This window comes from Acidobacteriota bacterium (assembly GCA_030697165.1).
Taxonomy (GTDB): Bacteria; Acidobacteriota; Vicinamibacteria; order Vicinamibacterales; family UBA2999; genus 12-FULL-67-14b.
Map to the genome: position 1 here is coordinate 203,745 of JAUYQQ010000019.1, position 24,987 is coordinate 228,731.

Annotated in this window: 25 protein-coding genes and 1 tRNA gene; 14 read left to right on the plus strand and 12 right to left on the minus strand. The window is 67.1% G+C overall.

Annotated features, from left to right (window positions below):
- Positions 1-78: 78 nt before the first annotated feature.
- The 4 genes from Q8T13_18395 (at position 79) to Q8T13_18410 (ending at position 1,456) form a co-directional block, all read left to right on the plus strand.
- Complete coding sequence (locus tag Q8T13_18395; protein ID MDP3719736.1) at positions 79-615, plus strand: hypothetical protein; 537 nt, start codon at positions 79-81, stop codon at positions 613-615.
- Positions 616-695: 80 nt separating this feature from the next.
- Entirely contained in the window at positions 696-950 is a 255-nt protein-coding gene (locus Q8T13_18400; protein MDP3719737.1) for an AbrB/MazE/SpoVT family DNA-binding domain-containing protein, read from the plus strand.
- A complete protein-coding gene (locus tag Q8T13_18405; protein ID MDP3719738.1) occupies positions 931-1,335 on the plus strand; it encodes a type II toxin-antitoxin system VapC family toxin in 405 nt (134 codons plus the stop codon). Before Q8T13_18400 ends, Q8T13_18405 begins: the two co-directional genes overlap by 20 nt.
- Before the next feature lie 34 nt (positions 1,336-1,369).
- A tRNA-Leu gene (locus Q8T13_18410) sits at positions 1,370-1,456 on the plus strand.
- Positions 1,457-1,683: 227 nt separating this feature from the next.
- Here Q8T13_18410 and Q8T13_18415 read toward each other — a convergent pair.
- The 4 genes from Q8T13_18415 to Q8T13_18430 all read right to left on the minus strand — a co-directional run bounded on the left by Q8T13_18415 (position 1,684) and on the right by Q8T13_18430 (position 6,906).
- On the minus strand, positions 1,684-3,006 hold the full coding sequence (locus tag Q8T13_18415; GenBank protein MDP3719739.1) for an acetyl-CoA hydrolase/transferase C-terminal domain-containing protein: 1,323 nt from the start codon (positions 3,004-3,006) through the stop codon (positions 1,684-1,686).
- Between the two features lie 8 nt (positions 3,007-3,014).
- Entirely contained in the window at positions 3,015-3,947 is a 933-nt protein-coding gene (locus Q8T13_18420) for a creatininase family protein (protein ID MDP3719740.1), read from the minus strand.
- A gap of 36 nt (positions 3,948-3,983) precedes the next feature.
- Positions 3,984-6,533 (minus strand): FG-GAP-like repeat-containing protein, encoded by a 2,550-nt coding sequence (locus Q8T13_18425; GenBank protein ID MDP3719741.1) that lies wholly within the window; start codon positions 6,531-6,533, stop codon positions 3,984-3,986.
- A 79-nt stretch (positions 6,534-6,612) separates the two neighbouring features.
- Positions 6,613-6,906: a DUF3553 domain-containing protein gene (locus Q8T13_18430; GenBank protein MDP3719742.1), complete on the minus strand. Its 294-nt coding sequence runs from the start codon at positions 6,904-6,906 to the stop codon at positions 6,613-6,615.
- A gap of 67 nt (positions 6,907-6,973) precedes the next feature.
- Here Q8T13_18430 and Q8T13_18435 point away from each other — a divergent pair, with 67 nt between their 5' ends.
- A complete protein-coding gene (locus Q8T13_18435) occupies positions 6,974-7,747 on the plus strand; it encodes a glucose 1-dehydrogenase (protein MDP3719743.1) in 774 nt (257 codons plus the stop codon).
- Here the strand turns inward: Q8T13_18435 and Q8T13_18440 are convergent.
- The 5 genes from Q8T13_18440 to Q8T13_18460 all read right to left on the minus strand — a co-directional run bounded on the left by Q8T13_18440 (position 7,744) and on the right by Q8T13_18460 (position 11,506).
- Positions 7,744-8,811: a phosphotransferase family protein gene (locus tag Q8T13_18440; GenBank protein ID MDP3719744.1), complete on the minus strand. Its 1,068-nt coding sequence runs from the start codon at positions 8,809-8,811 to the stop codon at positions 7,744-7,746. The genes Q8T13_18435 and Q8T13_18440 overlap by 4 nt on opposite strands.
- A 63-nt stretch (positions 8,812-8,874) precedes the next feature.
- Positions 8,875-9,474, minus strand: coding sequence for a response regulator (locus Q8T13_18445; GenBank protein MDP3719745.1), 600 nt, complete (start codon positions 9,472-9,474; stop codon positions 8,875-8,877).
- Between the two features lie 130 nt (positions 9,475-9,604).
- Positions 9,605-10,123 carry a hypothetical protein gene (locus Q8T13_18450; GenBank protein MDP3719746.1) on the minus strand — a complete coding sequence of 173 codons (519 nt, stop codon included), beginning with the start codon at positions 10,121-10,123 and terminating at the stop codon, positions 9,605-9,607.
- A 232-nt stretch (positions 10,124-10,355) separates the two neighbouring features.
- Positions 10,356-10,910 carry an outer membrane beta-barrel protein gene (locus Q8T13_18455; protein ID MDP3719747.1) on the minus strand — a complete coding sequence of 185 codons (555 nt, stop codon included), beginning with the start codon at positions 10,908-10,910 and terminating at the stop codon, positions 10,356-10,358.
- 11 nt (positions 10,911-10,921) lie between these two features.
- Positions 10,922-11,506 (minus strand): SprT family zinc-dependent metalloprotease, encoded by a 585-nt coding sequence (locus Q8T13_18460; GenBank protein MDP3719748.1) that lies wholly within the window; start codon positions 11,504-11,506, stop codon positions 10,922-10,924.
- Positions 11,507-11,602: 96 nt separating this feature from the next.
- Here Q8T13_18460 and Q8T13_18465 point away from each other — a divergent pair, with 96 nt between their 5' ends.
- Positions 11,603-13,105: an IMP dehydrogenase gene (locus tag Q8T13_18465; protein ID MDP3719749.1), complete on the plus strand. Its 1,503-nt coding sequence runs from the start codon at positions 11,603-11,605 to the stop codon at positions 13,103-13,105.
- A gap of 137 nt (positions 13,106-13,242) precedes the next feature.
- Here Q8T13_18465 and Q8T13_18470 read toward each other — a convergent pair whose 3' ends face one another.
- A complete protein-coding gene (locus tag Q8T13_18470) occupies positions 13,243-13,830 on the minus strand; it encodes an acyloxyacyl hydrolase (GenBank protein MDP3719750.1) in 588 nt (195 codons plus the stop codon).
- Between the two features lie 177 nt (positions 13,831-14,007).
- Positions 14,008-16,455 carry an ABC transporter permease gene (locus Q8T13_18475; GenBank protein ID MDP3719751.1) on the minus strand — a complete coding sequence of 816 codons (2,448 nt, stop codon included), beginning with the start codon at positions 16,453-16,455 and terminating at the stop codon, positions 14,008-14,010.
- Between the two features lie 135 nt (positions 16,456-16,590).
- On the opposite strand from Q8T13_18475, the gene Q8T13_18480 reads away from it, so the two are divergent.
- The 3 genes from Q8T13_18480 (at position 16,591) to Q8T13_18490 (ending at position 18,238) form a co-directional block, all read left to right on the plus strand.
- Entirely contained in the window at positions 16,591-16,827 is a 237-nt protein-coding gene (locus Q8T13_18480; GenBank protein MDP3719752.1) for a hypothetical protein, read from the plus strand.
- A gap of 121 nt (positions 16,828-16,948) precedes the next feature.
- Positions 16,949-17,668, plus strand: coding sequence for a hypothetical protein (locus tag Q8T13_18485; protein MDP3719753.1), 720 nt, complete (start codon positions 16,949-16,951; stop codon positions 17,666-17,668).
- 6 nt (positions 17,669-17,674) lie between these two features.
- Positions 17,675-18,238, plus strand: a complete 564-nt coding sequence (locus tag Q8T13_18490) for a hypothetical protein (protein MDP3719754.1) — start codon at positions 17,675-17,677, stop codon at positions 18,236-18,238.
- Positions 18,239-18,287: 49 nt separating this feature from the next.
- Here Q8T13_18490 and Q8T13_18495 read toward each other — a convergent pair whose 3' ends face one another.
- The gene (locus Q8T13_18495; GenBank protein ID MDP3719755.1) at positions 18,288-21,212 is read right to left on the minus strand and encodes a TonB-dependent receptor; all 2,925 of its coding nucleotides are present in this window, start codon (positions 21,210-21,212) and stop codon (positions 18,288-18,290) included.
- Between the two features lie 155 nt (positions 21,213-21,367).
- Between Q8T13_18495 and Q8T13_18500 the strand changes: the two genes are divergently transcribed.
- Genes Q8T13_18500 through Q8T13_18520 form a run of 5 tightly spaced genes read left to right on the plus strand, consistent with a single transcriptional unit; the run spans position 21,368 to position 24,908 of the window.
- Entirely contained in the window at positions 21,368-21,910 is a 543-nt protein-coding gene (locus Q8T13_18500) for a DUF1572 family protein (protein MDP3719756.1), read from the plus strand.
- Between the two features lie 5 nt (positions 21,911-21,915).
- Complete coding sequence (locus tag Q8T13_18505; GenBank protein MDP3719757.1) at positions 21,916-22,893, plus strand: Gfo/Idh/MocA family oxidoreductase; 978 nt, start codon at positions 21,916-21,918, stop codon at positions 22,891-22,893.
- Positions 22,894-23,115: a hypothetical protein gene (locus tag Q8T13_18510; GenBank protein MDP3719758.1), complete on the plus strand. Its 222-nt coding sequence runs from the start codon at positions 22,894-22,896 to the stop codon at positions 23,113-23,115.
- Positions 23,116-23,154: 39 nt separating this feature from the next.
- Entirely contained in the window at positions 23,155-24,393 is a 1,239-nt protein-coding gene (gene ispG, locus Q8T13_18515) for a flavodoxin-dependent (E)-4-hydroxy-3-methylbut-2-enyl-diphosphate synthase (protein MDP3719759.1), read from the plus strand.
- On the plus strand, positions 24,390-24,908 hold the full coding sequence (locus Q8T13_18520) for a GNAT family N-acetyltransferase (GenBank protein ID MDP3719760.1): 519 nt from the start codon (positions 24,390-24,392) through the stop codon (positions 24,906-24,908). Before ispG ends, Q8T13_18520 begins: the two co-directional genes overlap by 4 nt.
- Positions 24,909-24,987: the final 79 nt, after the last annotated feature.

Genomic DNA, 24,987 nt, shown 5'->3' on the forward strand with positions numbered 1-24,987 from the left:
TCCTCTTCGTCCGCCTCATCGCCGACTTCTCCCACTTCGCCGGCGTGTGTCTATACGCTCGGGACGACTTCGTTGAACATGGCAGGCGTCGGCGGAACGGCCACCATCGGCGTCACCACCAACGCCGGTTGCGCGTGGACGGCGGCGTCGAGCAGTTCGTTTGTGAACGTGACGTCGGCGGCCAGCAGCAGCGGTCCGGGCACCGCCAGCCTCGCCGTCGCCGAGAACACCGGCAATGCGCGCAGCGCGACCCTCACGGTGGCCGGGCAGAGCGTGACCGTGAACCAGGCGGCCGGCGATCCGGTGTTTGGCAACTGGGCCGGCACGATTGCGAAGGGGACCGGCTGTCCCGCCACCCTGCCGGCATCGGCGGCATGGAGCGGCACCATCCGCCGCAACGCGGCGGGCAATCACGAGTTCCTGATCAACATCCCGTCGGCGCTGGTGTTCAACCAGGCGGTGAGCCTGCAGATCATCGGCAACGCGATGCAGTTCGCCGTGGCGGTCGACACGCTCTACACCTTCAACGCGACGCTGGCCGAGGACCGCCGTTCGTTCACGGGCACGTTCAGCGGTGGCTCGTGCAGCGGCACCTGGTCCGGCACCCGCCAGTAAGAAGCACCACCGCACCACTTCGTCGCCGCCCCTTTTATGGGGGCCGACATGGTATTATTCTTACCTGTAAGAGTCTTACCATGCGAATTACCAGCAAGGGCCAGGTCACCATCCCACAACACATCCGCGAAGAGCTGGGGCTGCTTCCAAACACCGAAGTTGAGTTCTCGGTTGAGAACGGACGTGCGGTGCTCAACCCCAAAGCCGATCCGCTGAGCCCCGGCGCGAAGCTGGTGAAGCATATTCGCGAGAGTGGGACGGGGAAAATGAACATGAGCAGCAAGGAACTGATGGCGCTACTGCGTGACGAGCCCGATGAACTCGACGCTGATTGATTCGAATGTCCTGATCGATCTCGTCGATGATGAGTCGGAGTGGCGATCGTGGTCGGACGCCATGCTCCAACTGTGCCGGGATCGTGGTCCCGTCGTCATCAACCCCATCATTTTCGCGGAAGTGTCATCGGGCTTCACATCGGCTGACCTGGTCGAAGAGATATTCCCGGCCACTATGCTGCATCGCGAGTCGCTGCCATGGGGGGCCGCCTTTCTGGCCGGGCAGGCGTTTCGCGTGTATCGAAGACGAGGCGGCGAGCGCCGATCGCCGCTCCCGGACTTCTACATCGGGGCTCACGCGGCGGTGGCCGGTCACACATTGCTCACCCGCGATGCGCGGCGTTATCGGCACTACTTTCCGACACTGCGGATCATCTCGCCGTAGCCGGGCGGCGGTCAGGCTATAATTCCAAGTTCGGGCCGGAGTGGCGGAACTGGCAGACGCGCGGGACTCAAAATCCCGTACAGGCAACTGTGTGTGGGTTCGACCCCCTCCTCCGGCACCAGCCTTCGCTCGCGCATGTGTCTGGCGAGCTTCGGCTAGGCAGGCCAGCGTTCACTGGATGATCACGCGAAGGCTGCCCACCATAGCGGCTCATTTATGATGCGCCGCGACGGTGGGCATCACGACGCGACTGAGAGCTACGGCCGGGCAGGCCGCCTCTCCTCCACGGGATTACCAAACCCACCACCCTCAGCCTGTCCATCGAACATCGCAGCGACGCGGTCTGCGTCAGGCGCCGGACAGCACCACTTGACGCCGCTCGGCAAACTCCGCGCAGAGCGACGCGCGCACGTCTGGATGCGCGATGCCGATGAGCGCCTCGGCGCGCTGGCGCAGCGACCTGCCGAACAGATTGACAGCGCCGTGTTCGGTCACCACCCAGTGCACGTGACCGCGCGTGGTCACGACCCCGGCGCCGGGCCTGATCGCCATCACGATCCGCGAGGCTTTGCCACCGGCCGCCATTGACGGCAGCGCGATGATGGGCTTGCCCCCGTGCGAGAGCGCGGCGCCGCGGACGAAGTCCATTTGTCCGCCGATCCCCGAGTAGATGCGGAAGCCGATCGAATCGGCCACCACCTGACCCGACAGGTCCACCTCGATCGCCGAGTTGATGGCCACGACCTTGTCGTTCTTGCGGATGAGCGAGGTGTCGTTCGTGCGATCGCACGGGTGGAACTCGACGAGCGGGTTGTCGTCGACGAACCGGTACAGCCGCTCACTGCCGATCACGAACGACGTGACGATCCGGCCCTGGTGCACCTTCTTCTTGCGGTTCGTGATGACGCCGCCTTCGACCAGATCGATGATCCCATCCGAGAACATCTCGGTGTGGATGCCGAGGTCGTGTTTGTTGCCGAGCCGGCGCAGCGCGGCGTCGGGAATGGCGCCGATGCCCATCTGCAGCGTGGCGCCGTCTTCCACCAGCGCGGCGACCTGCGCGCCGATGGCGTCGTCAATCGGGGTGGGCGGCGCCGCGAGGTGCTGGTGCAGCGGCCGGTTCGTGTGGATGCAGGCATCGAGGCGCGCGAACGGCACCAGCGTATTGCCGAGCGTGCGCGGCATCTGCTCGTTCACCTCGGCGATGAGGATCCTGGCCGAGAGCGCTGCTGCGAGGGCCGCGTCCACCGACGTGCCGAGCGAGCAGAAGCCGTGCCGGTCGGGCGGCGAGACCTGCAACAGCGCGGCATCGAGCGCGATCGTCCTCGTGCGGAAAAGCGATGGAATATCCGAGAGGAAGATCGGCATGAAGTCGGCCGCGCCGTCTTCGATCGCCGCGCGCAGTGGCGGGCCCGTGAACAGCGAGACCGACAGGAAACGGTCGCGGTGTTCAGGGTCCACGAACGGCGCCGGCCCCATCGTGTGCAGGTGGTACAGCGTCACGTCCTGCAGCGACGCCCGCCGCACCATCGCCTCGACGAGCGGCGTGGGCGTGGCGGCGGCGCCGTGCACGAAGACGCGCATGCCGCTCGTGAGGCGAGACACGGCATCATCGGCCGAGACCGCACGGGTCGAGATCTCGATTCGCGGCGCGCTGCTCCCGACTCCCATGGGCGGGATCACCGGGTCCCGAGTGGCCGCAGTTGCTTCCAGCGTTCGATGAACGCTACGGCCGCATTCACCGACGCCTCGGTCTCCTCGCGGCCGCGCTCGGCGGTCGCGGTCTTCACGTCAAGCGCACTCCACACGCCGGTCTCGGTCATGTCCTTCGCCGAGGTGCCCTTCCCGGTGGCGGCGGCCTTAAGCGCCTCGGCCAGGAACACCCGCGTCGCCGTGGGGTCGCCGGCCACTACCTCCGGAAGGATCTTCTCGAGATGCGGGCGCAAGGTGAGCGGGGCGGTGCGGGCTACGCCCATGTTCACGAGGTTGGGCGTCAGGTAGAGCGACCTGGAGGTCTCGCTCACGCCGCCATGCCGGTCGAAGGCCGGCGCGCCCGGCCGGGTCGCGCGCTTCACAAACGGCTGGGCGGCCGCGTCCAGTTCCACGGCAATGCCCGCCGTCTCCTGGTTGATGCGGTCGACGACATACTGCACGATGCTGGCGTTGCCGCCATGGCTGTTCATGATCAGGAAGCGCTTGAAGCCGTGGGCCAGCAGGCTCTGCGCTGCCTGGAAGTACACCAGCTGAATCGTTTCGGCCGGCAGCGTAATGGTGCCGGGAAACGCCATGTGATACGGCGAGTTGCCGGGAAACAGAATCGGCGCCACCAGCACGTCGGTCTTCTGTGCGATCAGCTTGGCACGCTCGAGTCCGTTCAGGAAGTCGGTGCCGAGCGGGCCGTGCAATCCGTGCTGCTCGAGCGACGCGACCGGCAGAATCACCATGTCGGTGCGCGTCAGCAAGTCGGCGACTTCGGGCGAGGTCATGTGCGGCAGGTAATTCCTGACCTTCTGCTCGTGCCACAGCGGATTGGCCGGCGCCGGCGCCTGCGCAAACACCGTCGAGGCTGACAACACGCACACCATCACAACGGCCACATGGACTCGCTTCATGACGAACTCCTGTCTCTCGGGTGGGTGAGCCGACGCCTACTTGCTGCGTACAGCCGTCATCGTGATTTCAAGCCGCGCCCCACGCGCCAGCGCTGACACAGCTACGGTGGAACGCGTGGGATAGGCGCCGTTCGGGAAATACGACTTGTAGAGCTCGTTGTACCTGGCGAAGTCGCTCATGTCAGCCAGATACGTCGTGACAGCGACGACGTCGTCGAGCGACATGTCGGCCGCGGCCAGCACGGTCTGGACGTTGGTCATGATCTGCTTCAGCTCAGGCTCGAGCCCGCCGGGCACCAGCTGGCCCGACACCGGGTCACCACCCGTGCTGCCGGATAGGTACAGCGTGTCGCCCACCAGGATGGCCGGCACCAGCGGCGACGGCGTGGGCTTGTAGCCGGCGGGCTGAATCACGCGTCTGGCCGGCGCCGGACCGCGGGGCTGCTGGCCCGCGACGCCGCCGAAATACAAGACGTTCGGAGCCTCGGATCGCGCCACTGCAATGTCGAGCCGGCCGTCCTTGTCGACGTCGCCGATCGCCAGGCCGTACGCCGTGCCCTGATCGTCGCCGAACGGCACGGCCGTGAACTGGCGGCCGGAGCCGTCATTGAAGAACACGGCCGGCCGCGCCTGGATGTAGCCGACGACGATGTCCGTCTTGCCATCGCCATCCAGATCGCCAAGCGCCAGCGCGTACGGCGACTTGTCTCCCAGGCCGATCGGCACGGGCGCCGACAGGCGGCTCCCGGCCTCGCCGAAGTAGACCGCCACGCCCGTCTTCTCGTCGATGGTGACCAGATCCTGCCGGCCATCGCCATTCAGATCGGCCGCGGCCGACATGCGGATGCTCGCGTTCGCGGGTCCGAACGGCACGCGGGCCGCGCCGGCGAACGTTCCCGTGCCGCCGTTGACATAAACATGGCTCTGGCCCCCGTCGCGGTGCGGCACGACCAGGTCGACCAGACCGTCGCCGGTGACATCCGCCGCGGTGATCGTCGTCGCCGACTCGGTGGCGAATTTCTCACACGCGCCGTCGAACTGGCCGCGCCCCTTGTTGAAGCAGATGTAGCTGGCGCCGGGCCGGTCGCCGGTACGATTGGCCACCACGATGTCGGGCAGGCGATCGCCGTTGAGATCCACAACGGTGGCGTTGCGCGTGGGCCAGTCGGGCTGGCCGAAGTGGGAGGCGAGGCGGAAGTGGCCCGTGCCGTCGTTCAGGTACACGAGCTTCGGATCGCGGTCGTTGCTGATGGCCACATCCAGGTCGCCGTCGCCGTCGAGGTCGACGAGGTGGCCGGAGTACGAACGGTCGGAGGCGGTGCCGAGATCGTGGGCCGCCGGAAACCCGCCGCGGCCATCGCCGAGCAGCACGCGGTCGACCAGCGGCCAGTGGCGGCCCTTGGCGAGCACGAGGTCGGGGTTGCCGTCGCCGTTGACGTCGCCGATGCTGACGTTGGCCGAGGTCTCGGCGGTTGACTCGAGCAGCACCATCCGCTCGTAGTGCGGCAGCGCGGCCGGCCGTGGCGGCGCCGCGCCGTCGAAGTACTTGACGATCTCGCGAGCCGCATGGCCCATGCGATCCTCCGCCTCGCCGTACGACCCGGTCACGCCGTTCACGAAGAACGAGATGATCACCGTGCCGGAGCGCGCCGACACCAGCGCCACGTCGTTGGCGATCACGCCGCTGTCGCCGGTCTTGTGGGCCACCGGCACGTTGAGGAAGTGTGGAATCCGACGGCTGCCGGCCAGCTGGCGGCCCAGGATCGTCTTCATCTCGGCGGCACTGGCCTTCGACGTGAGCGTGCCGCGCTCGATCGCCTCGAGCAGTCGGCCGGTTTCACGCGGCGTCATGTCGCCCAGCCAGTAAGCGCGATCCTGCACGGTGAGACGGCTTCGCTGCTGAGCCAAGGTGCGGCGGTTCGCGGGGTCGCGGACCATCTCGACCCACTTCGCCCGGTTGCCCGTGAAGAGGTCTGTGTAGAGGCCAAACAGCGCGCTGTCCTGCAACGCATACTGCAGCCCCGTGGTCTCTTCGGGCGTCAGGTTCGCGAACTCGGGGTTGATGAGCATCAGCAGCTTCTTGCGGTACTCGTGGCCGCGGCCCACCATCTGCGTGTGCGTGAAGCCGGATGCCACGAGCCACCTGTTCAACGCCTCGACGCCGCCAATTCTGCGGACCATCAGGTCGGTGGCGGTGTTGTCGCTGGTGATGATCATCTCGGTGATCAGGTCGCGGTAGGTCGGCGTCAGTCCGAGGTCGTGATACTGCAGCACGCCGCTGCCGTCGCGCAGGTCGGCGCGGCGAATGGTCACGCGCTCGTTCAGGTCGAGCGACTTCTCGTCGGCCAACTGGAAGGCGCGGACCATGATCGCAAGCTTGATGACGCTGGCGCTGCTGAACGATTCGTCGCCGCGCACGGCGGCTTCCTCGCCGGTACCCAGGTGCTTGACGTAAAGCCCGGTGCGGGCCGGAAAGCCCGCCAGTTGCGATTCGAGCAGCCGCGTGAGGCCACCGGGGGGCGCCTGCGCGGACACGGAGGCGGCCAACGGCAAAAGCAGGACGAGGGCAACGGTTCGTGGATGCATGATGATCACCCGATTAAGGTCGACGCGATATGGTAGCGCCAAACACGCCGAGACGGCGCCGCCGCCCGGATACTTCCAACTACGGGCAGTTAGGGCACCGCCGCCACTCGCCGTCCGAGCCCCGCATTAGCGACTTGCCACACTCCGGGCATTGGGCGATGCGGCCCACCGCCGGACCGGCGCGCTCCTTCGGCTTGCTCGCTTCGAGCTCGGCCGCGCTCACCGCCTCCAGGAACTCCTCCGCGAACGAAATCTTGATCGTCTTGAGCTGGTCGCCGAACCGGACGAAGACGCTCTCGCCGTTGGTGCCCTCGACCTTGCCAATGCCCCACTCCGCCCGCGTCTTGTGCCGAACGTGTGTTCCCGCTGCCATTGCCATCCTGCCAGCATAGCCGTTCGGTGATGACAGGATCCTGCGTTGCGGGCAGAATCTTCCTGACATGCCCACCCTGCCCTCCCTGTTCGACCTCACCGGCCGCGTCGCCATCGTCACCGGCGGCTCCCGCGGGCTCGGTCTCGAAATGGCCGACGGCCTCGCCGAGGCCGGCGCCCGGTTGATGATTTGCGCGCGGCGCGACGAGTGGCTCACGCCCGCGCTCGCCGACCTGCGGGGGCGCGGCCACACCGTCGAGGGCATGCCCTGCGACGTGTCGCGGCCCGACGACGTGCAGGCCGTGGTCGACAAGACCCTGGAGGCCTACGGGCGGCTCGACATCCTGATCAACAACGCCGGCATCACCTGGGCGGCGCCGCCGGCCGAGATGCCGCTCGAGAAGTGGCGCAAGGTGATCGACGTCAACCTCACCGGCGCGTTCCTGTTCTCGCAGGCGGCCGGCCGCGAGATGCTGACGGCGGGTTACGGCCGCATCATCAACGTCGCGTCGATCGCGGGCCTGATTGCGTCGGTGCACGGGCCGCACTACGCGGCCTATGCGGCCAGCAAGGCCGGCCTGATGGGCCTGACGCGGGAACTCGCGGCGTCGTGGGGACGCCAGGGCATTCGCGTGAACGCGATCGCGCCCGGCTATTTCCACTCGCGGCTGGCCGACGGCGCCATCGAAATGGTCGAACCCGAGCTGCAGGCGACGAGCCCACTCGGACGGGTCGGCGCCGACGGCGAATTGAAGGGGGTCGTGGTGTTCCTCGCGGCCGACGCGTCAAACTACGTCACCGGCCAGGTGGTGGTCGTTGACGGCGGCTGGTCCGTGACCTAGCGAATCGACGCCGCGCCTTGGCTCGCGAGGTGGCGGACCCGCACATCGAACTTCGCGAAACGCTCGTCGCTCGTCTGCCCGCGCTGGTAGCGGAAATAGATCTGCTGAATGACGACGGCGATCTTGAAGAACGCGAAGGCTTCGTAGAAGTGGATTCGCGACAGGTCGCGGCCGCTGTTGGCGCCGTAGCACTCGAGCACCTCGTCGCGACTGAACCAGCCGGGCCGATTCGTGACCGAGCCGAGGGCGTCGTTGGGTTCCAGACGGCGGCCCTGTGCCCAATAGGCCAGGAAGATCCCAACGTCGACCAGCGGGTCGCCAAGCGCGGTCATCTCCCAATCGAAGACGGCCACCAGCCGCCCTGGGTCCGACGGATCGAGCATCACGTTGTCGAGCTTGAAGTCGCCGTGGACAATGGCCGGCGGGTCGGCATTGGGCGGCAGTTGCTGCGGCAACCAGGCGGCCAGCGTCTCCATCTCGGGAATCTCGTCGGTCTTCGCACGCTGCCAGCGCTCGGTCCAGCCGCGCACCTGCCGTTCCACGAAGCCGGCCGGCTTGCCCAGGTGCGCCAGGCCATGCGCCGCCACGTCCACGGCATGCAGCGCCGCCAGCGTTTCGACCATCGCGCGGCTGGCGCGGCGGCGCGACTCGGGCCGATCGGCCAGTGGCGGCGGCTCTTCGGCGCGAATGACCAATCCGTGGCGGCGTTCCATCACGTAGAACGGCGCGCCGGCGATCTCGGGGTCTTCGCACAACAAGTAAGTGCGCGGCGCGAGGGGAAAATGCGGATGAATCGCGTCGAGCCAGCGGTGCTCGCGGGCCATGTCGTGCGCGGTCGGCGGCAACGGACCAAGCGGCGGCCGCCGCAAAACCAGCTCCACGCCGCCGTAGCGCAGCAAGTAGGTCAGGTTGGAGTGGCCGCCGTGAAACTGTTCAACCAGCGGATCGCCAGACAGGTCGAGGCCGGGAATGCCGCAGGCGGGCAGACGCTCGCGCAGAAACGCCGCAACGCGTGCCCAGTTGAGCTCCTCCCCCGCCCGAACCGGCCGCACGTCGCCAGACATGTAAGGATTCCGTCTGTGCCTATCTGTGTGAATCTGTGGCCTAGTCGGTGTAAATCTGTGGCCCTAGGCAAACCGGAGGCGCTTGAGGAGGCGCACGAACTTGGCGCGCAGGCGGTCGTCGGCGAACTCGCCTGCCGAGTCGCGCTTGTCGGACGGCGTGACGCCGTCGGAGATGTGCCCGAACATGAGCAGCCGCGCCGCTTCGAGCAGGCCCTCGGCGCCGAAGGGTTTCTCGATGAACGATTCGCCGTCACCCAGCTCGTTCACGCCCTTGAAGAGCGTGTCGGCAAAACCGGTCACGTACAAGACGCGCACCGACGGGTAACGCTGGCGCACCACCGCCGCCAGTTCGCGCCCGTTCATGTTCGGCATCATCAGGTCGGTGACCAGCAGGTCGACGCCGCGGAAACCCGGCATGTCGAGCAGCCGGGCCGCCTCGACGCCGGAATCGGTGGACTGGATCTCGTAGTTGTCAACCGCGAGGATGCGCACCAGCAACTTCAGCACCGGTTGCTCATCGTCCACGACCAGCACGCGCTTGCGGACCGGGAGCGGCGGACGCGCGAGGGTCGCCGGTGCCTCGGACGTGCCAGGCCGGTGAATAAGAGGGACGTTCGGAATCGGCACTTCTGCCGTTGGCGGCGTGGGACCGGCGGCGACCATCGATCTCACATCTTACTGCCTTCGGGCCGGCGCCAGCGGTCGACGGGGGGGGCGTGCAAGCGACCGCAACGGACTGCAGATGACGCAGGGGACATACGGCCCTGCGTCACCTGGACGAAATCGGCCTCGGCTAACGCTTGGTCGATTCGTAGATCGTCGCGGCGCCACCGCCGATGGCGGCGCCAATGAGCGCGCCCTTCTTGCCGCCAATGAGGCCGCCAATGCCCGCACCGCCGCCGGCTCCGCCGCCGATGATCATCGCGGTCTTGCCCCACGAGCGATCGTCGCGCCGATCCTCCTCGCGAGACACCACCCGCTCACGGGTCGCCACCGGGCGTGCCGCCGGTCGCGCCACGGCGCGCGGGCGCGGCGCCGGCATCGTCACGATCTCCGCCGGCGCATACGCCGGCAGTGGTGCGTAGTACGCCGGCTGCGGTGCGTACGACGCCTGCGGGTAATAGCCTGGCTGCGCCAGCATCGGCGCCCCCTGGCCCGGGGCCCCGGGGTAGGCCACGGTCGTCGCGTACGGGTGGTTCGGATCCACGCCCATGAACGGTGCGGCAGCAGGACGCGCGTATGCCGCGACACCCAGTGCGACCGCGCCCGCCGTGAGACCGCCGATTGCCGATCCGAGGATTGTTCTCAACATGATGTATCTCCCCCATGGCCACCGGCGCATCTTCGCGACGGGTGGCTGTCTCCCACTACTTCAAGGCATGTGCCATCGGTTACGCCGCCAGAACGACTTGAACTGAGGACGAATGGAGGTGTTTGCGGGGCGCGCCTGCGGCCGGATGTGCCGCGAACAGGACAGCTCGACCGTCGTTCAGGGGCGCCGCGTCCGGACGGTCACCGCGCGTGTATGACCCGGATCGCGCAGGCTACGGCAGGACGGTCCACTGGAACGTCACCCCGACCGACAGCCGGACGAACCCGAAGCCATCAGGGCGCTGCAAGTCGGGATGGTCGGCAAACGACTTGAAGTACCGCAGGTCGCCGCGAACGGCGACCGCGTCGTTCATGGCGTAGAGCACGCCGCCGCCGCCGTTCACACCCAGGTCGTAGGTCTTCGCGGGCCGGTTGCACGGCGTGTTGCAGCCGTCGATCTGCATGATGCCGACACCGGCCGACACGAACGGGCGCCACCGGCCGCGCGGCTGGATGTAGCTGCCGTTGAACATGTAGGTGGCCAGGTCCAGATCCTGTAATCCAGCGTCGGCGTCGGCGGCGTAGCCGAAGTCGAACTCGGCGCCCCAGCCGTTGTACTCCTGCACCGACACGGTGAGTCCGGGCATGAACACCGGGCTGGTCACGTCTCCGCCCGACGCCCACCCCGCCTGGGCGGTGAAGTAGCCATGGAAGGCGTCCATGCTCGACTGCGCGTGCGCGCCGGTCGCCCCCGCCAGCACCGCCGCCACGACTCCGACTGAGACCACGATCCGCTTCATCACATCTCCTCGCACCCGCCGCTGACGGGCGCGCCCGTGAACAGCCGCTGCCCCTCGGTCAACAACCACTGGCGCGCCTCCTGGTGCCTGGGGCACACCGCGCGCACGTGCCGCCAGAAACGGGGCGAGTGGTTCAGCTCGCGCCGGTGCATCAACTCGTGCAGCATCACGTACTCGCACACGAACGCCGGCACCAGGATCAACCGCCAGTTCAGGGTTATGGCGCCGGCGGCCGAGCAGGCGCCCCACCGCGATCGCTGGTTGCGGATGGAGATGCGCGTGACGGTGAGGCCGTGCGCCTCGGCTAGCCGCCGCAACGCCGGCGGCAATTCACGCAGCGCGCGCCGGCGCAAGGCCGGTTCGTCGGGGTGCACCACGGCCGGCCGGGCCGCGCGCGTGGCGCGCTGCCGCTCGATCCAGGGCTGGCTCGTCTCGACAAACGCCAGGGCCTCGCGTTTCGATCCCCAACGCGGCAGCGTCACCCGCAACGTCCCATCGTCCAGGACGCGGAGAATGTAACGACGTGCCCACTGGTGACGGACGAAAACCGTCGGGGCGACGCGGAGGGGCAAATCGAGCTGCATTGAACGCCACTTAGAGTAACAGGTTCCGCCTTCGCTAAAGCTACGGCGCGACCGGCCGCCTTCGCCAAAGCCACGGCGAGACGGTAAAGTAGCCGCATGGCTTCAGGCTTCGACGCCCTCGCTGACCTGGTGCGCGGCGCCACCTTCGACGACTTCCTGCTGCGACCGCAGTACAGCGTGATCGAGCGCCGCGACCCCTCGGCGATTGACCTGTCGTGCCGCTTCTCGACGCACATCACGCTCAAGCGGCCGCTGGTGTCGGCCAACATGGATACCGTCACCCGCGCGCCGATGGCGATCGTGCAGGCCGAGGAAGGCGGCCTCGGCATCATCGACCGCGGCTTCAGGAGCGGCGACATCGAGCCGCAGGTGCGCGAGGTCGAGAAGGTCAAGCGGATGCAGCACATCATCATCCGCGATCCCTATGCCGTGACCCCAGAGACGCCGCTGGCCGCCGCAGCGACGCTGATGCGGCGCGCACGGGCCGGCACGCTGGTGGTGATCGACGCCGAACGCCGGCTCAAGGGACTGCTGACCGAGCGGGACGTGCGTTTCGTCGATACGAAGCAGGGCGTGGTGGCCTCGCGCATGACCCCGGTCGCAGCCCTGGTCACCGGCCGCGGCGAGTTGACGCTGGCCGCCGCCGAACGGGTGATGGTCGAGCGCAAGGTGAAGAAGCTGCCGCTGGTCGATGACGCCGGTGTCCTGATCGGCCTCATCACCGCCAAGGACATCGACCGCCAGGAACGGCTGCCCTTTGCCACCCGCGACGCCCAGGGCCGCTTGCGCGTCGGCGCCGCCATTGGCGCCACCGGCGACTACCTGGAGCGCGCCGCCGAGCTGGTGAAGGCGCAGGTCGACGTCATTGTCATCGACATCGCCCACGGCCACTCCACGGTCATGGGCAAGGCCATCGAGGCATTTCGCAAGGGGTTCCCCAATGCGGAGCTGGTCGCAGGCAACGTCGCCACGGCCGAGGGCGTGCGGTTTCTCGCCGAGCGCGGCGTCAACGCCGTCAAGGTGGGCATCGGGCCCGGCGGTGGCTGCACGACGCGGCTCACCACCAGCTTCGGCGTGCCGCAGCTGCAGGCGCTCGTCGAGTGCCGGCAGGGCGCCGGCGAGAACGGCGTGCCGCTCATCGCCGACGGCGGCATCAAGCGCCACGGCGCGATCCTCGAGGCGCTGCTCTTTGGCGGCGATACCGTCATGCTCGGCAGCATGTTTGCCGGCACCGAAGAGACCCCCGGCGACGTGGTGCAAAAGCCCGTCGTGCTGCCCGATCAACAACGCTCGGTGAAGGTGCCGTTCAAGGTGTTGCGCGGCATGGCGTCGATCCAGGCGATTCGCGATCGGCTCGACGTTGAAGACGACGAGGTGGTGGACCTGGAGGCGCTCGGCGCCGAAGGGACCGAGATCAGCGTGCCGGCGCGCGGGTCGGTGCGGCCGATCATCCAGGACATCCTGAAACACCTGTGTTCGTCGATCAGCTACGGCGGCGCCCGGAGCCTCGATGAACTGCGGCAGTTGTTTCGCGATGACCCGATGCGCTACCTGGTGAAGCTCTCCGCTTCGTCGAAGCGAGAGAGCTATGAGCGGTAAGGTCCGCCTAAAGGCGGACGCCACACCTAACCATGTAGTGTCCGGCTTTAGCTGGACCAGTCGAGGTAGCGTCCGGCTTTAGCCGGACCAGTCAATGTGGTGTCCGGCTTTAGCCGGACCTTCACTGCGCCGGACCTTCACTGCGACGATCGGCGCGACCAGCCGGCCAGCACCACGTGGCTGTTGACGCCGGGATTTGACGACAACTGGTTGCCGTTCGAGAAATGCTGGAACCGGTAGGAGACGACGACGCTGTCGCGCGGCGAGGTGTGCCACCGGACGCCGCCACCCCAGTGCGCGGTGAAGTTCACCGACTGGGTGTCCTCCGGCACGGGCTCGGTGGTCCACAACCCACCCATCGCGAGCTCGGCGAACACCGACCACGTGCGCAGCGGCAGAAAGTTCCAGCGCCACACCACGGGCGCGAAGCCCGCGCCGTAGACGCCCGCCGGCTCGAACTGGACATAGAGCGGCGTGGCCTCGGCCGCCCACGCAAAGCAGCCACGCAGCCAGCCGGGGCCATGGGGCCGGGTCAACGACCGTCCCCACGACACCGTTTGCACACCGTACGAACGTTGCCCCGCGGACTGAAACAGCGCGACGCTGCGCGCAGCTCCGGCCGACACTATCCATTCGGATCGCGTCTCTCCGCTCCGGCCCGGCTGCAGGCACGTGGCCACCGGCGCCGCCGCCAACTGCAGGACCAGCAGCGCCGCCAGCCCCATCAGCCGCCGGCCTTGGTGACAATAATCATCGGCACTCGGAAAAAGCAGTTGAAAGTTGAAATGTGTCCAGTTGGTAGTTGAAGTTGACAGTTTCAATTACAGTTTTCACGCACTGAAACTGAAACTCCAAACTTCAACTGCCAACTATCAACTCGTCAACTTGCAACTCTACTTCAATCAGTCCACCCGCAGCGCCTCCAGCGGATCGACGCGGGTCGCGCGCATGGCCGGCAGCAGGCCGGCGATGAATGCCACCACGGCCAATAGCAGCGGCAACGAGATGAAAGTCATCGGATCGGTCGTGCTGATGCCGTAGACCAGGCGCTCGAGCGTGCGCGTCAACGCCAGCGACGCCACCACGCCCACGACCAACCCGGCCGCCACCGGCTTCAGCGCGCTGAACAGCACCAGGTTGAGGATCTCGCGGCTGGTCGCGCCAAGCGCGACGCGAATGCCGATCTCCTGCGTGCGCTGTGCCACCGAATACGCCACCGTCCCGTAGATGCCGGCAAGGGCCAGCACGAGCGCGATCCCGGCAAACACGATCAGCAACGTCATGTTGAACTTGCGCTGCGTCAGCGACGCACCCACCACCGCATCGAGCGTCCGCGGCGGCGAGACCGGCAGCGACGGGTCGAGCGCCTGCAGCGCCGTACGCACGGCGCCGGCCGCGGCCAGCGGGTCTCCCTTCGTGCGGATCATCAGGTTCTGGGCCCGGCCCGGCGCGGCGGTGTACGGCGCGTAGGTCATCGGCACCGGATCCTGATCGGCTCGGTACTGCCGCACGTTGCCGACCACGCCGACAATCTCCACCCACTGGGGCGTGCCGTCTTCGCCCGGCCCGAACGAAAACCGGCGGCCGAGAGGGTCGCTGTCAGGAAACTCGCGCCGCGCCATCGCCTCGTTGATCAGGATGGTGCGCGGATTCTCGGTGGCATCCTGCTCGGTGAACTCGCGGCCGCGCAGCACCGGAATGCCCATGGTGCCGAAATACCCGGGACTGGTGTCGACGTAGTACGAGAGCGGCTGCTGGTTCGGCGGCACCTCGGGCTTGCCTTCGGCCTGGTACGTCAACACGTTGATGCCGCCGCCAAGCGGCAGCATGCTGCTGAGCGCCACCTGCTCGACGCCCGGCACCGCGCGCACGCGCTCGAGGACCTGCTGCCAGTAGCCGAGGAACTGCCCCGGCGACCGATAGTTCTCGCCGGTGGGCGCCACCGCCATGGTCAGCATGCGCGACGTGGTGAACCCGAGCGGCGTATCCATCAGCGTCATCAGGCTGCGGAACAGCAGGCCGGCGCCGACCAGCAGCACCAGCGAGATCGACACCTCGGCCAGCACCAGCCCGGCGCGCGCCAGGTGCTGGTGACCGTCGCCAGTGGCCCCGCGCGTGTTGTCCTTGAGCGTGCTCTGCAACTGCGGCTTCGAGGCCTGCCACGCCGGCACCACCCCGAACAGGACTCCCGTGACCAGCGAGAGCGCGAACGCGAACGTCAGCGCGCGGCCATCGACGCCGATCGGCGCGACCCGCGGCACCTCACCAGGGTCGAGCGCCAGGATCAGGTCCACGCTCCAGAACGCCAGCAGCACGCCAAGCACGCCGCCGACCAGGGCAATGACCACGCTTTCAGTCAGCAGTTGCCGGATCAGGGCCGACCGGTTGGCGCCGAGCGCGGCACGGATGGCGAACTCGCGCGCGCGCACCGTCGCGCGCGCCATCAACAGGTTCGCCACGTTGGCTACGACAATCAGCAGCACGCACGCCACGGCGCCGAGCAGCACCAGCAGCGGCGTGCGCGCCGAGCCGACCAGCTGATCCTGCAGGGGCGTGGCCACCCCAATGAAGTTGGAGGCGTCCTCGGGATACTGCTTGGCCAACTGATCCGAGATCGTCTTCAACTCGGCGTTGGCCTGCTGCAGCGACGTGCCGGCCTTGATGCGCGCGATGCCGCGCAGGCAGTGCATGCCGCGCTGGCCGCGCGGGTCGCCCGACGGGCCGCCGCACCCCGGCACGTCGTACGACGCCGGAATCCAGAACTGCGCGTTCTGCGGAAAGTTGAGCGTGGCTGGCATGACGCCGATCACCGTGAAGGGTTGGCCGTTCAGCCGCACCGGCTGGTTGATCACGTCTGGCGATGCTGAAAAGTAGCGCTGCCACAACCCGTAGCTCAGCACCACGTTTTGCCCCTGGCCGGGTTCGGCGTCGTTGCGCGTGAACTGACGCCCGAGCAGCGGCGACACGCCGAGCACGTCGAAGAAGGCCGTCGAGGTCACCGCGCCACGCATCCGTTCCGGCTCCCCCGCCGCCGGCGCGACGTTGAAGGTGCGGGGCGCATACGCGCTCATGGCCTCGAGCGTCGTCGACATTTCTTGCCAATCCAGGAAGGTAGCCGGGGCAATCGCCCCGCCGCCCGCCGGGTCGCGGCGCTCCACTTCGTTGATGTCGACAATGCGGTCGGCGTCGCGAAACGGCAACCCCTGCAGCAGGACGCCATTGACGATGCTGAACATGGCCGTGTTGGCGCCGATGCCGACGGCCAGCGTGAAAATGACGACGGTGGTGAAGACCGGGGTCTTCAACAGCATTCGGAGGGCGTGACGAAGATCTTGTGTGAAACGATCCATGCGCGCCGGATATTGCAGCTTGCTTGCCAATGCAGTGGCAGCCCGTAACCGTATGTATTTAGGCCACTTGCACGGAAACACTCGCATTCGTCACGTGGTCGATCTGTCCGATTGCGGAACTGCTATGCTCCGGGGATGGCGCGCGGGTGGGAGAGTAAGTCGGTCGAGTCACAGCAGGACGAAGCGGGCCGCAAGCCCAGCGTCAAGCCGGCGCTGACACCTGAGGAGCGCGACCGAGTGCAACAGAAGGCCGGGCTGCAGCTGGCCCTGGCCGAAACCCAGTCGCAAATGGGCGCCGCCTGCCGCCCGGCGCACCGGGAAATGCTGAAGTTACGCCTTGACGCCATCCAGGCTCAACTGGGGGACTTGTGACCTCAGGGCATATTTGCTAAGCTACCCGCCCAAGCAAAGACCCACCCAACATTCCACATCCACGTTGGATTTGACCACGAACACCCCATTGCCTTCAGCCGTTACCCGTTAGAGTTCACCAGTGCCACCAGTCCGATTGTTCGTGGGCAATTTGCCCTATCAGGCGACCGAAGACGATCTGCGTACGCATTTCGCGCAGGTCGCCCCACCGACCCAAATCGTGCGTCCGCTCGACCGGGAAACCGGCCGCGCCCGCGGGTTCGCATTTATCGAGTACGCGGAACGCGCCCCCGCGGAAGAAGCCATCAAGAAGTTCGACGGCCAGTTGTTCATGGGCCGTCCGCTGGCGGTCAGTGAAGCCCGCGCGCGCGAGGCCGGCGGCCCGCCGCGTCCAAGCGGCGGCTTCGGTGGTCCCCCCCGGCCGGGTGGATTCAGTGGCGGCGGCGGTGGTGGCTTCAGTGGCGGCGGCGGGTTTAGTGGCCCGCGGCCCGGCGGCGGCTTCGGCGGCCCGCCGCGGTCGGGCGGTTACGGCGGCGGCGACGCCACCGGCGGCGCCAAGAACTTCGGTCCCCCGGCTCCGCCGAAGGACAAGAAGAAGCCCTTCACCAAGAAGGAAGACAAGCCGCGCGGTCCGATTCCGACCAAGTTCACCGGTCGCATGTATGACCTGGACGATTCGGAAGAGGACAACATCGACGCCCTGCCCGACTTCATGAAGCACGACGACCCGGATCCCGACGCGCCGGACACGGCGGCCGACGCGACCCCGGACACCGGCAGCGGGCCTGAAGGCGGCGGCGACCCCGACGGCGGGGACAACGGCGGGGACGACAAGGAGTAGCGAGTCATGCCGAAGCGCGAGGACGTTATCCTCTTCAGCGGCGGCGCCCAGGGCGCCGAAGCGGAGTTTGGAGCCTGTGCGGAGCGCTTCGGGATCGAGGAGGTCAACTTCTCGTTCGACGGCCACAAGCCGCTACGGACGCGCGGCCTGCGCGTGCTCAATCATGAGGAGCTCTACGCCGGCGAGGTCAGCCTCGCCTACGTCTCGCGGCTGATGAACCGCCGCTACCCGGACACTCCGACCTTCCGCAAGATCCTGCAGAGCATTTGGTACCAGGTCAATCATGGCCAGGAGATCTACGTGATCGGCGAGATCCAGCCGGACCAGACCGTGCGCGGCGGCACCGGTTGGGGCGCCGAGTTCGCGAAGCTCTGCAACAAGCCGCTGTTCGTCTTCGACCAGGAACGGTCTGGGTGGTTCGAATGGGACGGCGACCACGCGAAGTGGGTCGAGCGCAGCGGTAGCCAGGAACCGGTGATTACGCACGTGCACTTCAGCGGCACGGGCACACGCACCGTGAACGCCGCGGCACAGAAGGCCATCGAAGGCCTGTTCGCCCGCTCGTTCTAGATCAGCAAGGCAACCCCAAGAAGGGGTTGCCTCCACCGACCACAATCAATCAGAAGCGCAGGCCGAACGCGCCGAGGAACGTGCGCCCGCCGGTCATGCCCGGCCGCGGCCGCGGGTAGTGCGCCGTGGACGTGCCCTGGCCGAACCGCGCGCCAGGGCGATAGCCGGTGGGCAGGCCGTCGGCGTCAAGCGCGCTCGACGCGTCGGCCGTGACCGTGGTGTCCCAACCGATCAGCTTGTCGTTGTTGAGGGCGTTGAGCACCTCGAGCTTCAGCCACGGGCGCAGCGTCTTCCACACCGGCACCTGGTAAGTCACACCGAGGTCGACCAGGCCGAAGCCGGCAAAATCCTGGCTGCCGCGGCCACCGAAGAAGAGCGTCTGCGAGCCGTTGGCGCCCGATCCCGGCAGGCGGGCGTAGCCGGGGTTGCGCGAGCGTTGAATGGCGCTGAGCGGCACGCTGGCAGCCGCCAGGCTGTAGGTCAGGGCCGAGTTGTAGCGCCACAGCGGCGTGATGTCGACGCTGCCGAAGCGGCCCAGGCCAAGCTGGTAGTTCGACCACACACGCACTTTGTGCCCCTGGTAGTCATCGAGGCGGCCCGTCGGGAAGTTGCGGCCTTCCACGAGAATCTGGGGATAGTCGCCGAGCACCGACGCCGCGCCGGGCTGGTTGGCGGCTTCGCCCTCGAAGTTCCCCTCGTTCTTCAGCTGCCGCGTCCAATGACCGGCCACCGTCCAGTTCGCGCGCAGGCGGTAGTTGCCCTGCAGTTCGAGCGCCTGGTACTCGCGGATCGCCGCGTCGGAGTTGCGGTAGTAGACGTTGTCGAACGTGCCGAAGGTCACGCCGTTCTGGACGACGGTGGTCTTGCCGGCGGCCGTCGGGTCGTCGATGAATGTTTCGACCAGACTGTTGGCCTTGCGCCAGACGTAGGTGGCGCGAATCGCGCCCGCGCCAATCTCCTGCGCGCCCGTCACGGTGAACTCGCGGGTCAGCGGCGAGTGCAGACCGTCTTCCAGGAAGACGTTGGCGGTCGGGAACGAGCCCGACACGACCGAGTAGTTGGTCAGGTCGTAAGCAGGCGCGAAGTCATAACCCTGGCCCGCGGGGCCGTTGTAGACGCTGGTGACGCGGCCGGCATTGCCGACCGGCGTGTTCCGGCCGAAGATGCTCGAGGTGTAGCGGCCCGAGTAGTGGGCGTACGACCCGCTCACCACGGTGCGGCCGCTGTCGTTCAGGGCGTAGGCGGCGGAGAGCCGCGGCACGAACGACTGCGCGTCGATGGCCGGCGAGTCGCCGGTGGCCACGCTCGAGACCCGCTCGTAGCGCAGGCCCAGGTCGACGGTCAGGCGCGACGTCGGCGTCCAGCGATCCTGCACGTAGAACGCCGTCGTCGTGATGTCGAGCTCGGCGCCGCGCGTCGGCGTCGTGTTGGCGACGGTGGTGGCGCCGGGAATCCAGACCGGCACCACCCGGCCGCTGGCCTCGGTGACCGGACGGCCGGCGACGCTGGCGTAGTCGGTGTTGAACAGGTAGCCGGTGGACGACTGCGAGTTGCCGCCGCGCAGCACCAGCGAGAACAGCTCGAACCCGCCCTTGAGATCGTGCGTGCCCCAACCCGGGCGCGAGCCGAAGTACGACACGCTGCCGGTCAGCTGGTCGTTGTCGCGATCTTCGGGATCGGTGCGATCGAAGTAAACCGGGCCGAAGTGCTGGCCGCCCGGCGAGACCCGGCCGATGGTCAGGAACGGCGAATCCTGCAACCGCGTGCTGGTGTTGCCGAACCGCGGGTGGTTGGTTTTCTGCGAGTACTGCGCGGTGGCGTAGAACCGGCCCGACATCACGCCGTTCCAGTTGGCCACCAGCAGGTGACCCGGGGTGTCCTGCGTATCAATGGCAGTGGGGTCGATGGTAATCGGCAGCGACGGCCGCACGCTGGTCTGGCGGCGGTCGAGATACTGCACCTGCACGGTCTGGTTGGTCATCGGCGTCGCGGTGATCTTCAACTCCCAGCGAGTCTGGTCGTCGACCTGCTGGACCGGCGCGGCGGTCTGCGCCAGTGTCAGGCTGGTCTCGCTCGACTGCGAGCGGCCCGCGAAGAAGAACCAGGCCCGGTCCTGGCGCAGCGGGCCGCCGAACGTGCCCTCGTAGTAACGATCCATCTTGCTCTTGCGTTCCTGGGAATTGGTCTTCTCGAAGGGCGTCTCGTCGGTCCACGCGGCATTCGACAGGTTGCTGCGGATGGTGCCCGAGAAGACATTGCCGCCGCGCTTGGTCACGGCGTTGACGACGCCGCCAGAGAAGCGGCCGTACTCGGCCGAGATGGCCGAGGTCAGGACCTGCGTCTGGTCAATCGCATCCTCGATGAAAAGGTCGTCGGGCCGGGCGAACAGGTTGTCGCCGATGTCGACACCGTCCATCAGGAAGACGTTGTCGTACGCGACCGCGCCCGAGATCGTGACCTGGTTGACGTTGGGGGTGTTGTTGGTGAGGCCGGGTGCCAGCTCGGCCACGAGTGACGGCGTGCGTCCCGTCGGCAAGGCATCAACCTCGGCGAGGCGAAGGCGCGTGCCACCGCTGGTCGCCGACACGAGCGACGGCGTGACGCCGCCGACCGTGACGGTCTCGGTGACGCCCGCGGCCTTCAACGAGGCATCGACCTGCTCGATCGCGCCGACGCCAACGAGGACCGCGCTCGCAGACGGCTCGAGGCCGGCGAACTCAAAGGTCACCGTATACCTGCCAGGCGCCAAGCCGGCCAGCCGGTAGGCGCCGGCCTGGTCGGTGGTCGTAACCCGCGCGCCCTGCTGAGAGGGGGACTCGGCCCGGACGGTGGCGCTCGACAGCACCAGCCCGGTCGCGTCGCGCACGACGCCGGTGACCGAACCGGTCTGAACCCCCTGTGCTGACAACGAATCGACAAGGATGACTGCGAATAAGAACGGCGTAGCGAGCACAAACGTTACAAAACGAGACATAACTAACTCCTAGACCTTATTACGGTAACTCAGGCGTATAGTTCATCACGCTAGCGCACTTTAAGGGACTTTGGCGCACTTAATTGTGCCCGGCTGAATTCTCCGGGGCCGAACGGTGGGCCAAGTATGATTTCGCCCAGAATGGCACGCAAAATATGCCCACAGACTCACCCATCCTGACCGCGGTCCTCGACGAGTTCCAGAAGATCAAGAAGCTGGCCGACAAGACCATCGCGCAGCTGTCGGACGAGCAGCTGCACCAGACCATCGACCAGGAATCAAACAGCGTCGCCGTGATCATGCGGCACATGGCCGGCAACATGCGGTCGCGCTGGGTCGACTTCCTGACCACCGACGGCGAGAAGCCGGACCGGATGCGCGATCGGGAGTTCGAGGTGCCGACGCAAACTCGCGCCGAGCTCCTGGCCGAATGGGAACACGGCTGGCAGTGCGTCTTCAACGCGCTGACGCCGCTGACCGATGCCGACCTGCAACGCACCGTGATCATTCGCGGCGAGCCGCATTCGGTATACAAAGCCACGAGCCGGCAGGTCGCGCACTACGCAGGGCACACCTACCAGATCCTGTTCCTGGCCAAGCACCTGTTGGGCACGGCGTGGAAGACCATGTCGATTCCGCGCGGCCAGTCGGAGGAGTTCAACCGCCGCATGCTCGCTCAACTCCGTTCAGAACAGTGATGGGGATGCTGCGCTGGGGCATTCTCGGCACGGCCCGGATCAACCGGCGGGTGATCCCGGCCATCCGGCTGGCCCCGCGCAGCGAGCTCGTCGCCATCGCGAGCCGCACCCGGCCGCGCGCCGAGGCGTACGCGGCCGAGTGGCAGATCCCCAGGGCCTGTGCCGGCTACCAGGCGCTCGTCGACGATCCGGCGATCGACGCCGTCTACATTCCGCTGCCCAACACCGAGCATGTGCCGTGGACGCTGGCGGCCGTGGCCGCCGGCAAGCACGTGTTGTGCGAAAAGCCGATGGCCCTCGACCCGGACGATGTCGACCATATCCACGCCGCGGCAGCGACCGCGAAGGTCGTCGTCGAAGAGGGCTACATGTACCGGCACGAGCCGCTCACGGCGAAGGTGCAGGACCTCGTGCACAGCGGCGCCCTCGGCACCGTCCGCGCCATTGTCTCGGGCTTTACGTTCGCCTTGACGAACGCGACCGACCCGCGGCTCGATCCCGCCCTGGGCGGCGGCTCGCTCTGGGACGTGGGCTGCTACCCCGTGACCTACGCCAGCCTGCTGGCCGGCCGCGACCCCAAGATGGTGTTTGGCTCGGCGCATTGGCACGCGACGGGCGTGGACGAAGAGTTCATGGGCATGCTGCGCTTTCCGGGAGGCACCACCGCCACCATCTATTCGGGCTTCCGCGCGGCGCTGCGCACCTGGCTCGAGGTGATCGGCAGCGAGGGTTCGCTGACCGTGCCCAATCCCTTCAAGCCGGGCATCCGCGAGACGCTGGAACTGGAGCGCCACGGGCGGATTGAAGCGATCGAGGTGGCCGGCTCGCCCGAGTTGTTCGTGCGCCAGATCGAGCATTTCGAGCACTCGGCGCTGGACGGCGCGCCGTCGGTGGTGACGCTGGCCGACAGCCGCGCCGCGGCGGCGACCCTGTCAGCCCTGCTCGACTCGGCACGCGACAGCACGGCGTTGTATCCTGCATAGGTGGAGACGGCCACGCCGACGGTGTTGTGGCGCCTGTTCAAGGTTCCTGGCGCGCATGCGCGCGCGGTGATCCTCCCCGGAGGTCCGCCGTATACGCTGGCCTTTTTCTCCAACGACCAGATGGACCGCGTCGAGAATTTCGACGCGCTGGAGATTGCGCTGTTTCGCGCGGATGAGATCCGGCGGTCCCTGATGGATGACGGGTTTGTGGAAGATCAGTGATCTCGTGACGTGGTGATTTGGCGACGTGGTGATTTCAGAATGTTGAGTATCGACAAGCGGCATCGCACGGTCGGCGTGAAAGTCGGCCACGTCATGGTGGGTGGCGGCGCCCCCGTGGTCGTGCAGTCGATGACCATGACCGACACCGCCGATGCCAGGGGCACGGCGCAGCAGTGCATTGAGTTGTGGCAGGCCGGGTCGGAGATGGTCCGGGTCACCGTAAATGTGAACGAGGCCGCGGCCGCGGTGCCCGAGATCAAGCAGCGCATGCTCGATGCGGGTTGCACCGCGCCGCTGATCGGCGATTTCCACTATAACGGCCACCTGCTGCTCACCCGCTACCCGGAGGCGGCGCGCGCGCTCGACAAGTACCGCATCAACCCCGGCAACGTCGGCACCGGCAAGCGCCGCGACGAGCAGTTCGCGACCATCTGCCAGGTCGCGATCGACCACGGCAAGCCGGTCCGCATTGGCGTCAACGGCGGCTCCCTCAACCAGGAGCTGGTCATGGCGAAAATGCAGGAGAACACCGACCGCAACCTGGGCAAGGAATCCGACGACATCATCAGCGAGTGCATGGTGCTGTCGGCGGTACAGTCGACCGAGCTCGCGCTCGAGACCGGCCTGCGCGCGGATCAGATCATCATCTCCTGCAAGCTGTCGCGGCCCCGCCACCTGATCGAGGTGTATCGCGCGCTCGCGAAGCAGACGACGCAGCCGCTGCACCTGGGACTGACCGAAGCCGGCATGGGCACCAAGGGCCTGGTGTGGTCGTCGGCGGCCATGGGCGTGCTGCTGGCCGAAGGCATTGGCGACACGATCCGCGTGTCGTTGACGCCGAAGCCCGGCGGCGACCGGCGCGAAGAAGTGTATGCGGCCTGCGAGCTGCTGCAGTCGCTCGGCATCAGGACGTTTGCGCCAAGCGTCACCGCCTGTCCCGGCTGCGGCCGGACTACCAGCTCGACGTTCCAGGAATTGGCGGAAGCCGTTCAGGGCTACATCCGCGAGCAGATGCCGGCGTGGAAACAAACGTATGAGGGCGTGGAGTCGTTGACGCTGGCCGTGATGGGCTGCGTCGTGAACGGCCCCGGCGAATCGAAGGCCGCCAACATCGGCATTTCGCTGCCGGGCACCGGCGAAGCGCCGCACTGCCCCGTGTTCATCGACGGCGTGCACGCCACCACCCTCAAGGGCACTTACGAGGAACTCGCGCTCGCCTTTCAGCACTTGCTGGACGACTACGTCGAGCGCAAGTACCCGAAGAGAAGAGCAAATTGAGAATCACGAATAGCGAAGGGATCGCGATCCGGGCCGCGTCGGCCGCCGATCGCGACTTCGTGCTGGCGCTGGCCGACCGGCTGGTGTCGTTCGAGGTGCCGGCGTTCCGCTCGAAAGCGGAATTCGCCGACGGCGATCGCCGCGCTCTCGCCGCGTGGTTTGAGCGCCTGCCGGACGATAGTCCCGCCGAAGCGCAAAGCGCGGAGGCGGATGAAGCCCTGTTCATCGCCGAACTGAATGGGCATTCGGCAGGTTGCGCCTACCTGGTCACCCTCGTCGACTTCTTCACCGAGCGACCGCACGCGCACGTGTCGGTACTCGCGGTGACGGCCGAGGCTGAAGGCCGCGGCGTGGGTTCGGCCCTACTCGACCATTGCCAGGCCTGGGCGCGCCAGCGTGGCTCCGACCATTTGACGCTGAACGCCCTGGTCACCAACGCCCGCGCCCGCGGCCTCTACGAACGCCGCGGCTTTAGCGGCGAATACATTCGGTATGTCTTGCCACTGAGGTACTAACAGGAGTTCAAGAGATCAGGACTAACTCCTGATCTTCTGGTCTCCTGTGAATCCTGATCTTCTGGTCTCCTGTAAAACA

Coding starts and splice junctions, on each gene's coding strand:
- Q8T13_18405 (MDP3719738.1), top strand. CDS start 931: ATGAACTCGACGCTGATTGATTCGAATGTCCTGATCGATCTCGTCGAT.
- Q8T13_18400 (MDP3719737.1), top strand. CDS start 696: ATGCGAATTACCAGCAAGGGCCAGGTCACCATCCCACAACACATCCGC.
- Q8T13_18500 (MDP3719756.1), top strand. CDS start 21,368: ATGCCCACAGACTCACCCATCCTGACCGCGGTCCTCGACGAGTTCCAG.
- Q8T13_18460 (MDP3719748.1), bottom strand. CDS start 11,506: ATGCAGCTCGATTTGCCCCTCCGCGTCGCCCCGACGGTTTTCGTCCGT.
- Q8T13_18420 (MDP3719740.1), bottom strand. CDS start 3,947: ATGAAGCGAGTCCATGTGGCCGTTGTGATGGTGTGCGTGTTGTCAGCC.
- Q8T13_18505 (MDP3719757.1), top strand. CDS start 21,916: ATGCTGCGCTGGGGCATTCTCGGCACGGCCCGGATCAACCGGCGGGTG.
- Q8T13_18430 (MDP3719742.1), bottom strand. CDS start 6,906: ATGGCAGCGGGAACACACGTTCGGCACAAGACGCGGGCGGAGTGGGGC.
- Q8T13_18435 (MDP3719743.1), top strand. CDS start 6,974: ATGCCCACCCTGCCCTCCCTGTTCGACCTCACCGGCCGCGTCGCCATC.
- Q8T13_18425 (MDP3719741.1), bottom strand. CDS start 6,533: ATGCATCCACGAACCGTTGCCCTCGTCCTGCTTTTGCCGTTGGCCGCC.
- Q8T13_18415 (MDP3719739.1), bottom strand. CDS start 3,006: ATGGGAGTCGGGAGCAGCGCGCCGCGAATCGAGATCTCGACCCGTGCG.
- Q8T13_18495 (MDP3719755.1), bottom strand. CDS start 21,212: ATGTCTCGTTTTGTAACGTTTGTGCTCGCTACGCCGTTCTTATTCGCA.
- Q8T13_18395 (MDP3719736.1), top strand. CDS start 79: ATGGCAGGCGTCGGCGGAACGGCCACCATCGGCGTCACCACCAACGCC.
- Q8T13_18450 (MDP3719746.1), bottom strand. CDS start 10,123: ATGTTGAGAACAATCCTCGGATCGGCAATCGGCGGTCTCACGGCGGGC.
- Q8T13_18475 (MDP3719751.1), bottom strand. CDS start 16,455: ATGGATCGTTTCACACAAGATCTTCGTCACGCCCTCCGAATGCTGTTG.
- Q8T13_18480 (MDP3719752.1), top strand. CDS start 16,591: ATGGCGCGCGGGTGGGAGAGTAAGTCGGTCGAGTCACAGCAGGACGAA.
- ispG (MDP3719759.1), top strand. CDS start 23,155: ATGTTGAGTATCGACAAGCGGCATCGCACGGTCGGCGTGAAAGTCGGC.
- Q8T13_18470 (MDP3719750.1), bottom strand. CDS start 13,830: ATGGGGCTGGCGGCGCTGCTGGTCCTGCAGTTGGCGGCGGCGCCGGTG.
- Q8T13_18490 (MDP3719754.1), top strand. CDS start 17,675: ATGCCGAAGCGCGAGGACGTTATCCTCTTCAGCGGCGGCGCCCAGGGC.
- Q8T13_18465 (MDP3719749.1), top strand. CDS start 11,603: ATGGCTTCAGGCTTCGACGCCCTCGCTGACCTGGTGCGCGGCGCCACC.
- Q8T13_18445 (MDP3719745.1), bottom strand. CDS start 9,474: ATGGTCGCCGCCGGTCCCACGCCGCCAACGGCAGAAGTGCCGATTCCG.
- Q8T13_18440 (MDP3719744.1), bottom strand. CDS start 8,811: ATGTCTGGCGACGTGCGGCCGGTTCGGGCGGGGGAGGAGCTCAACTGG.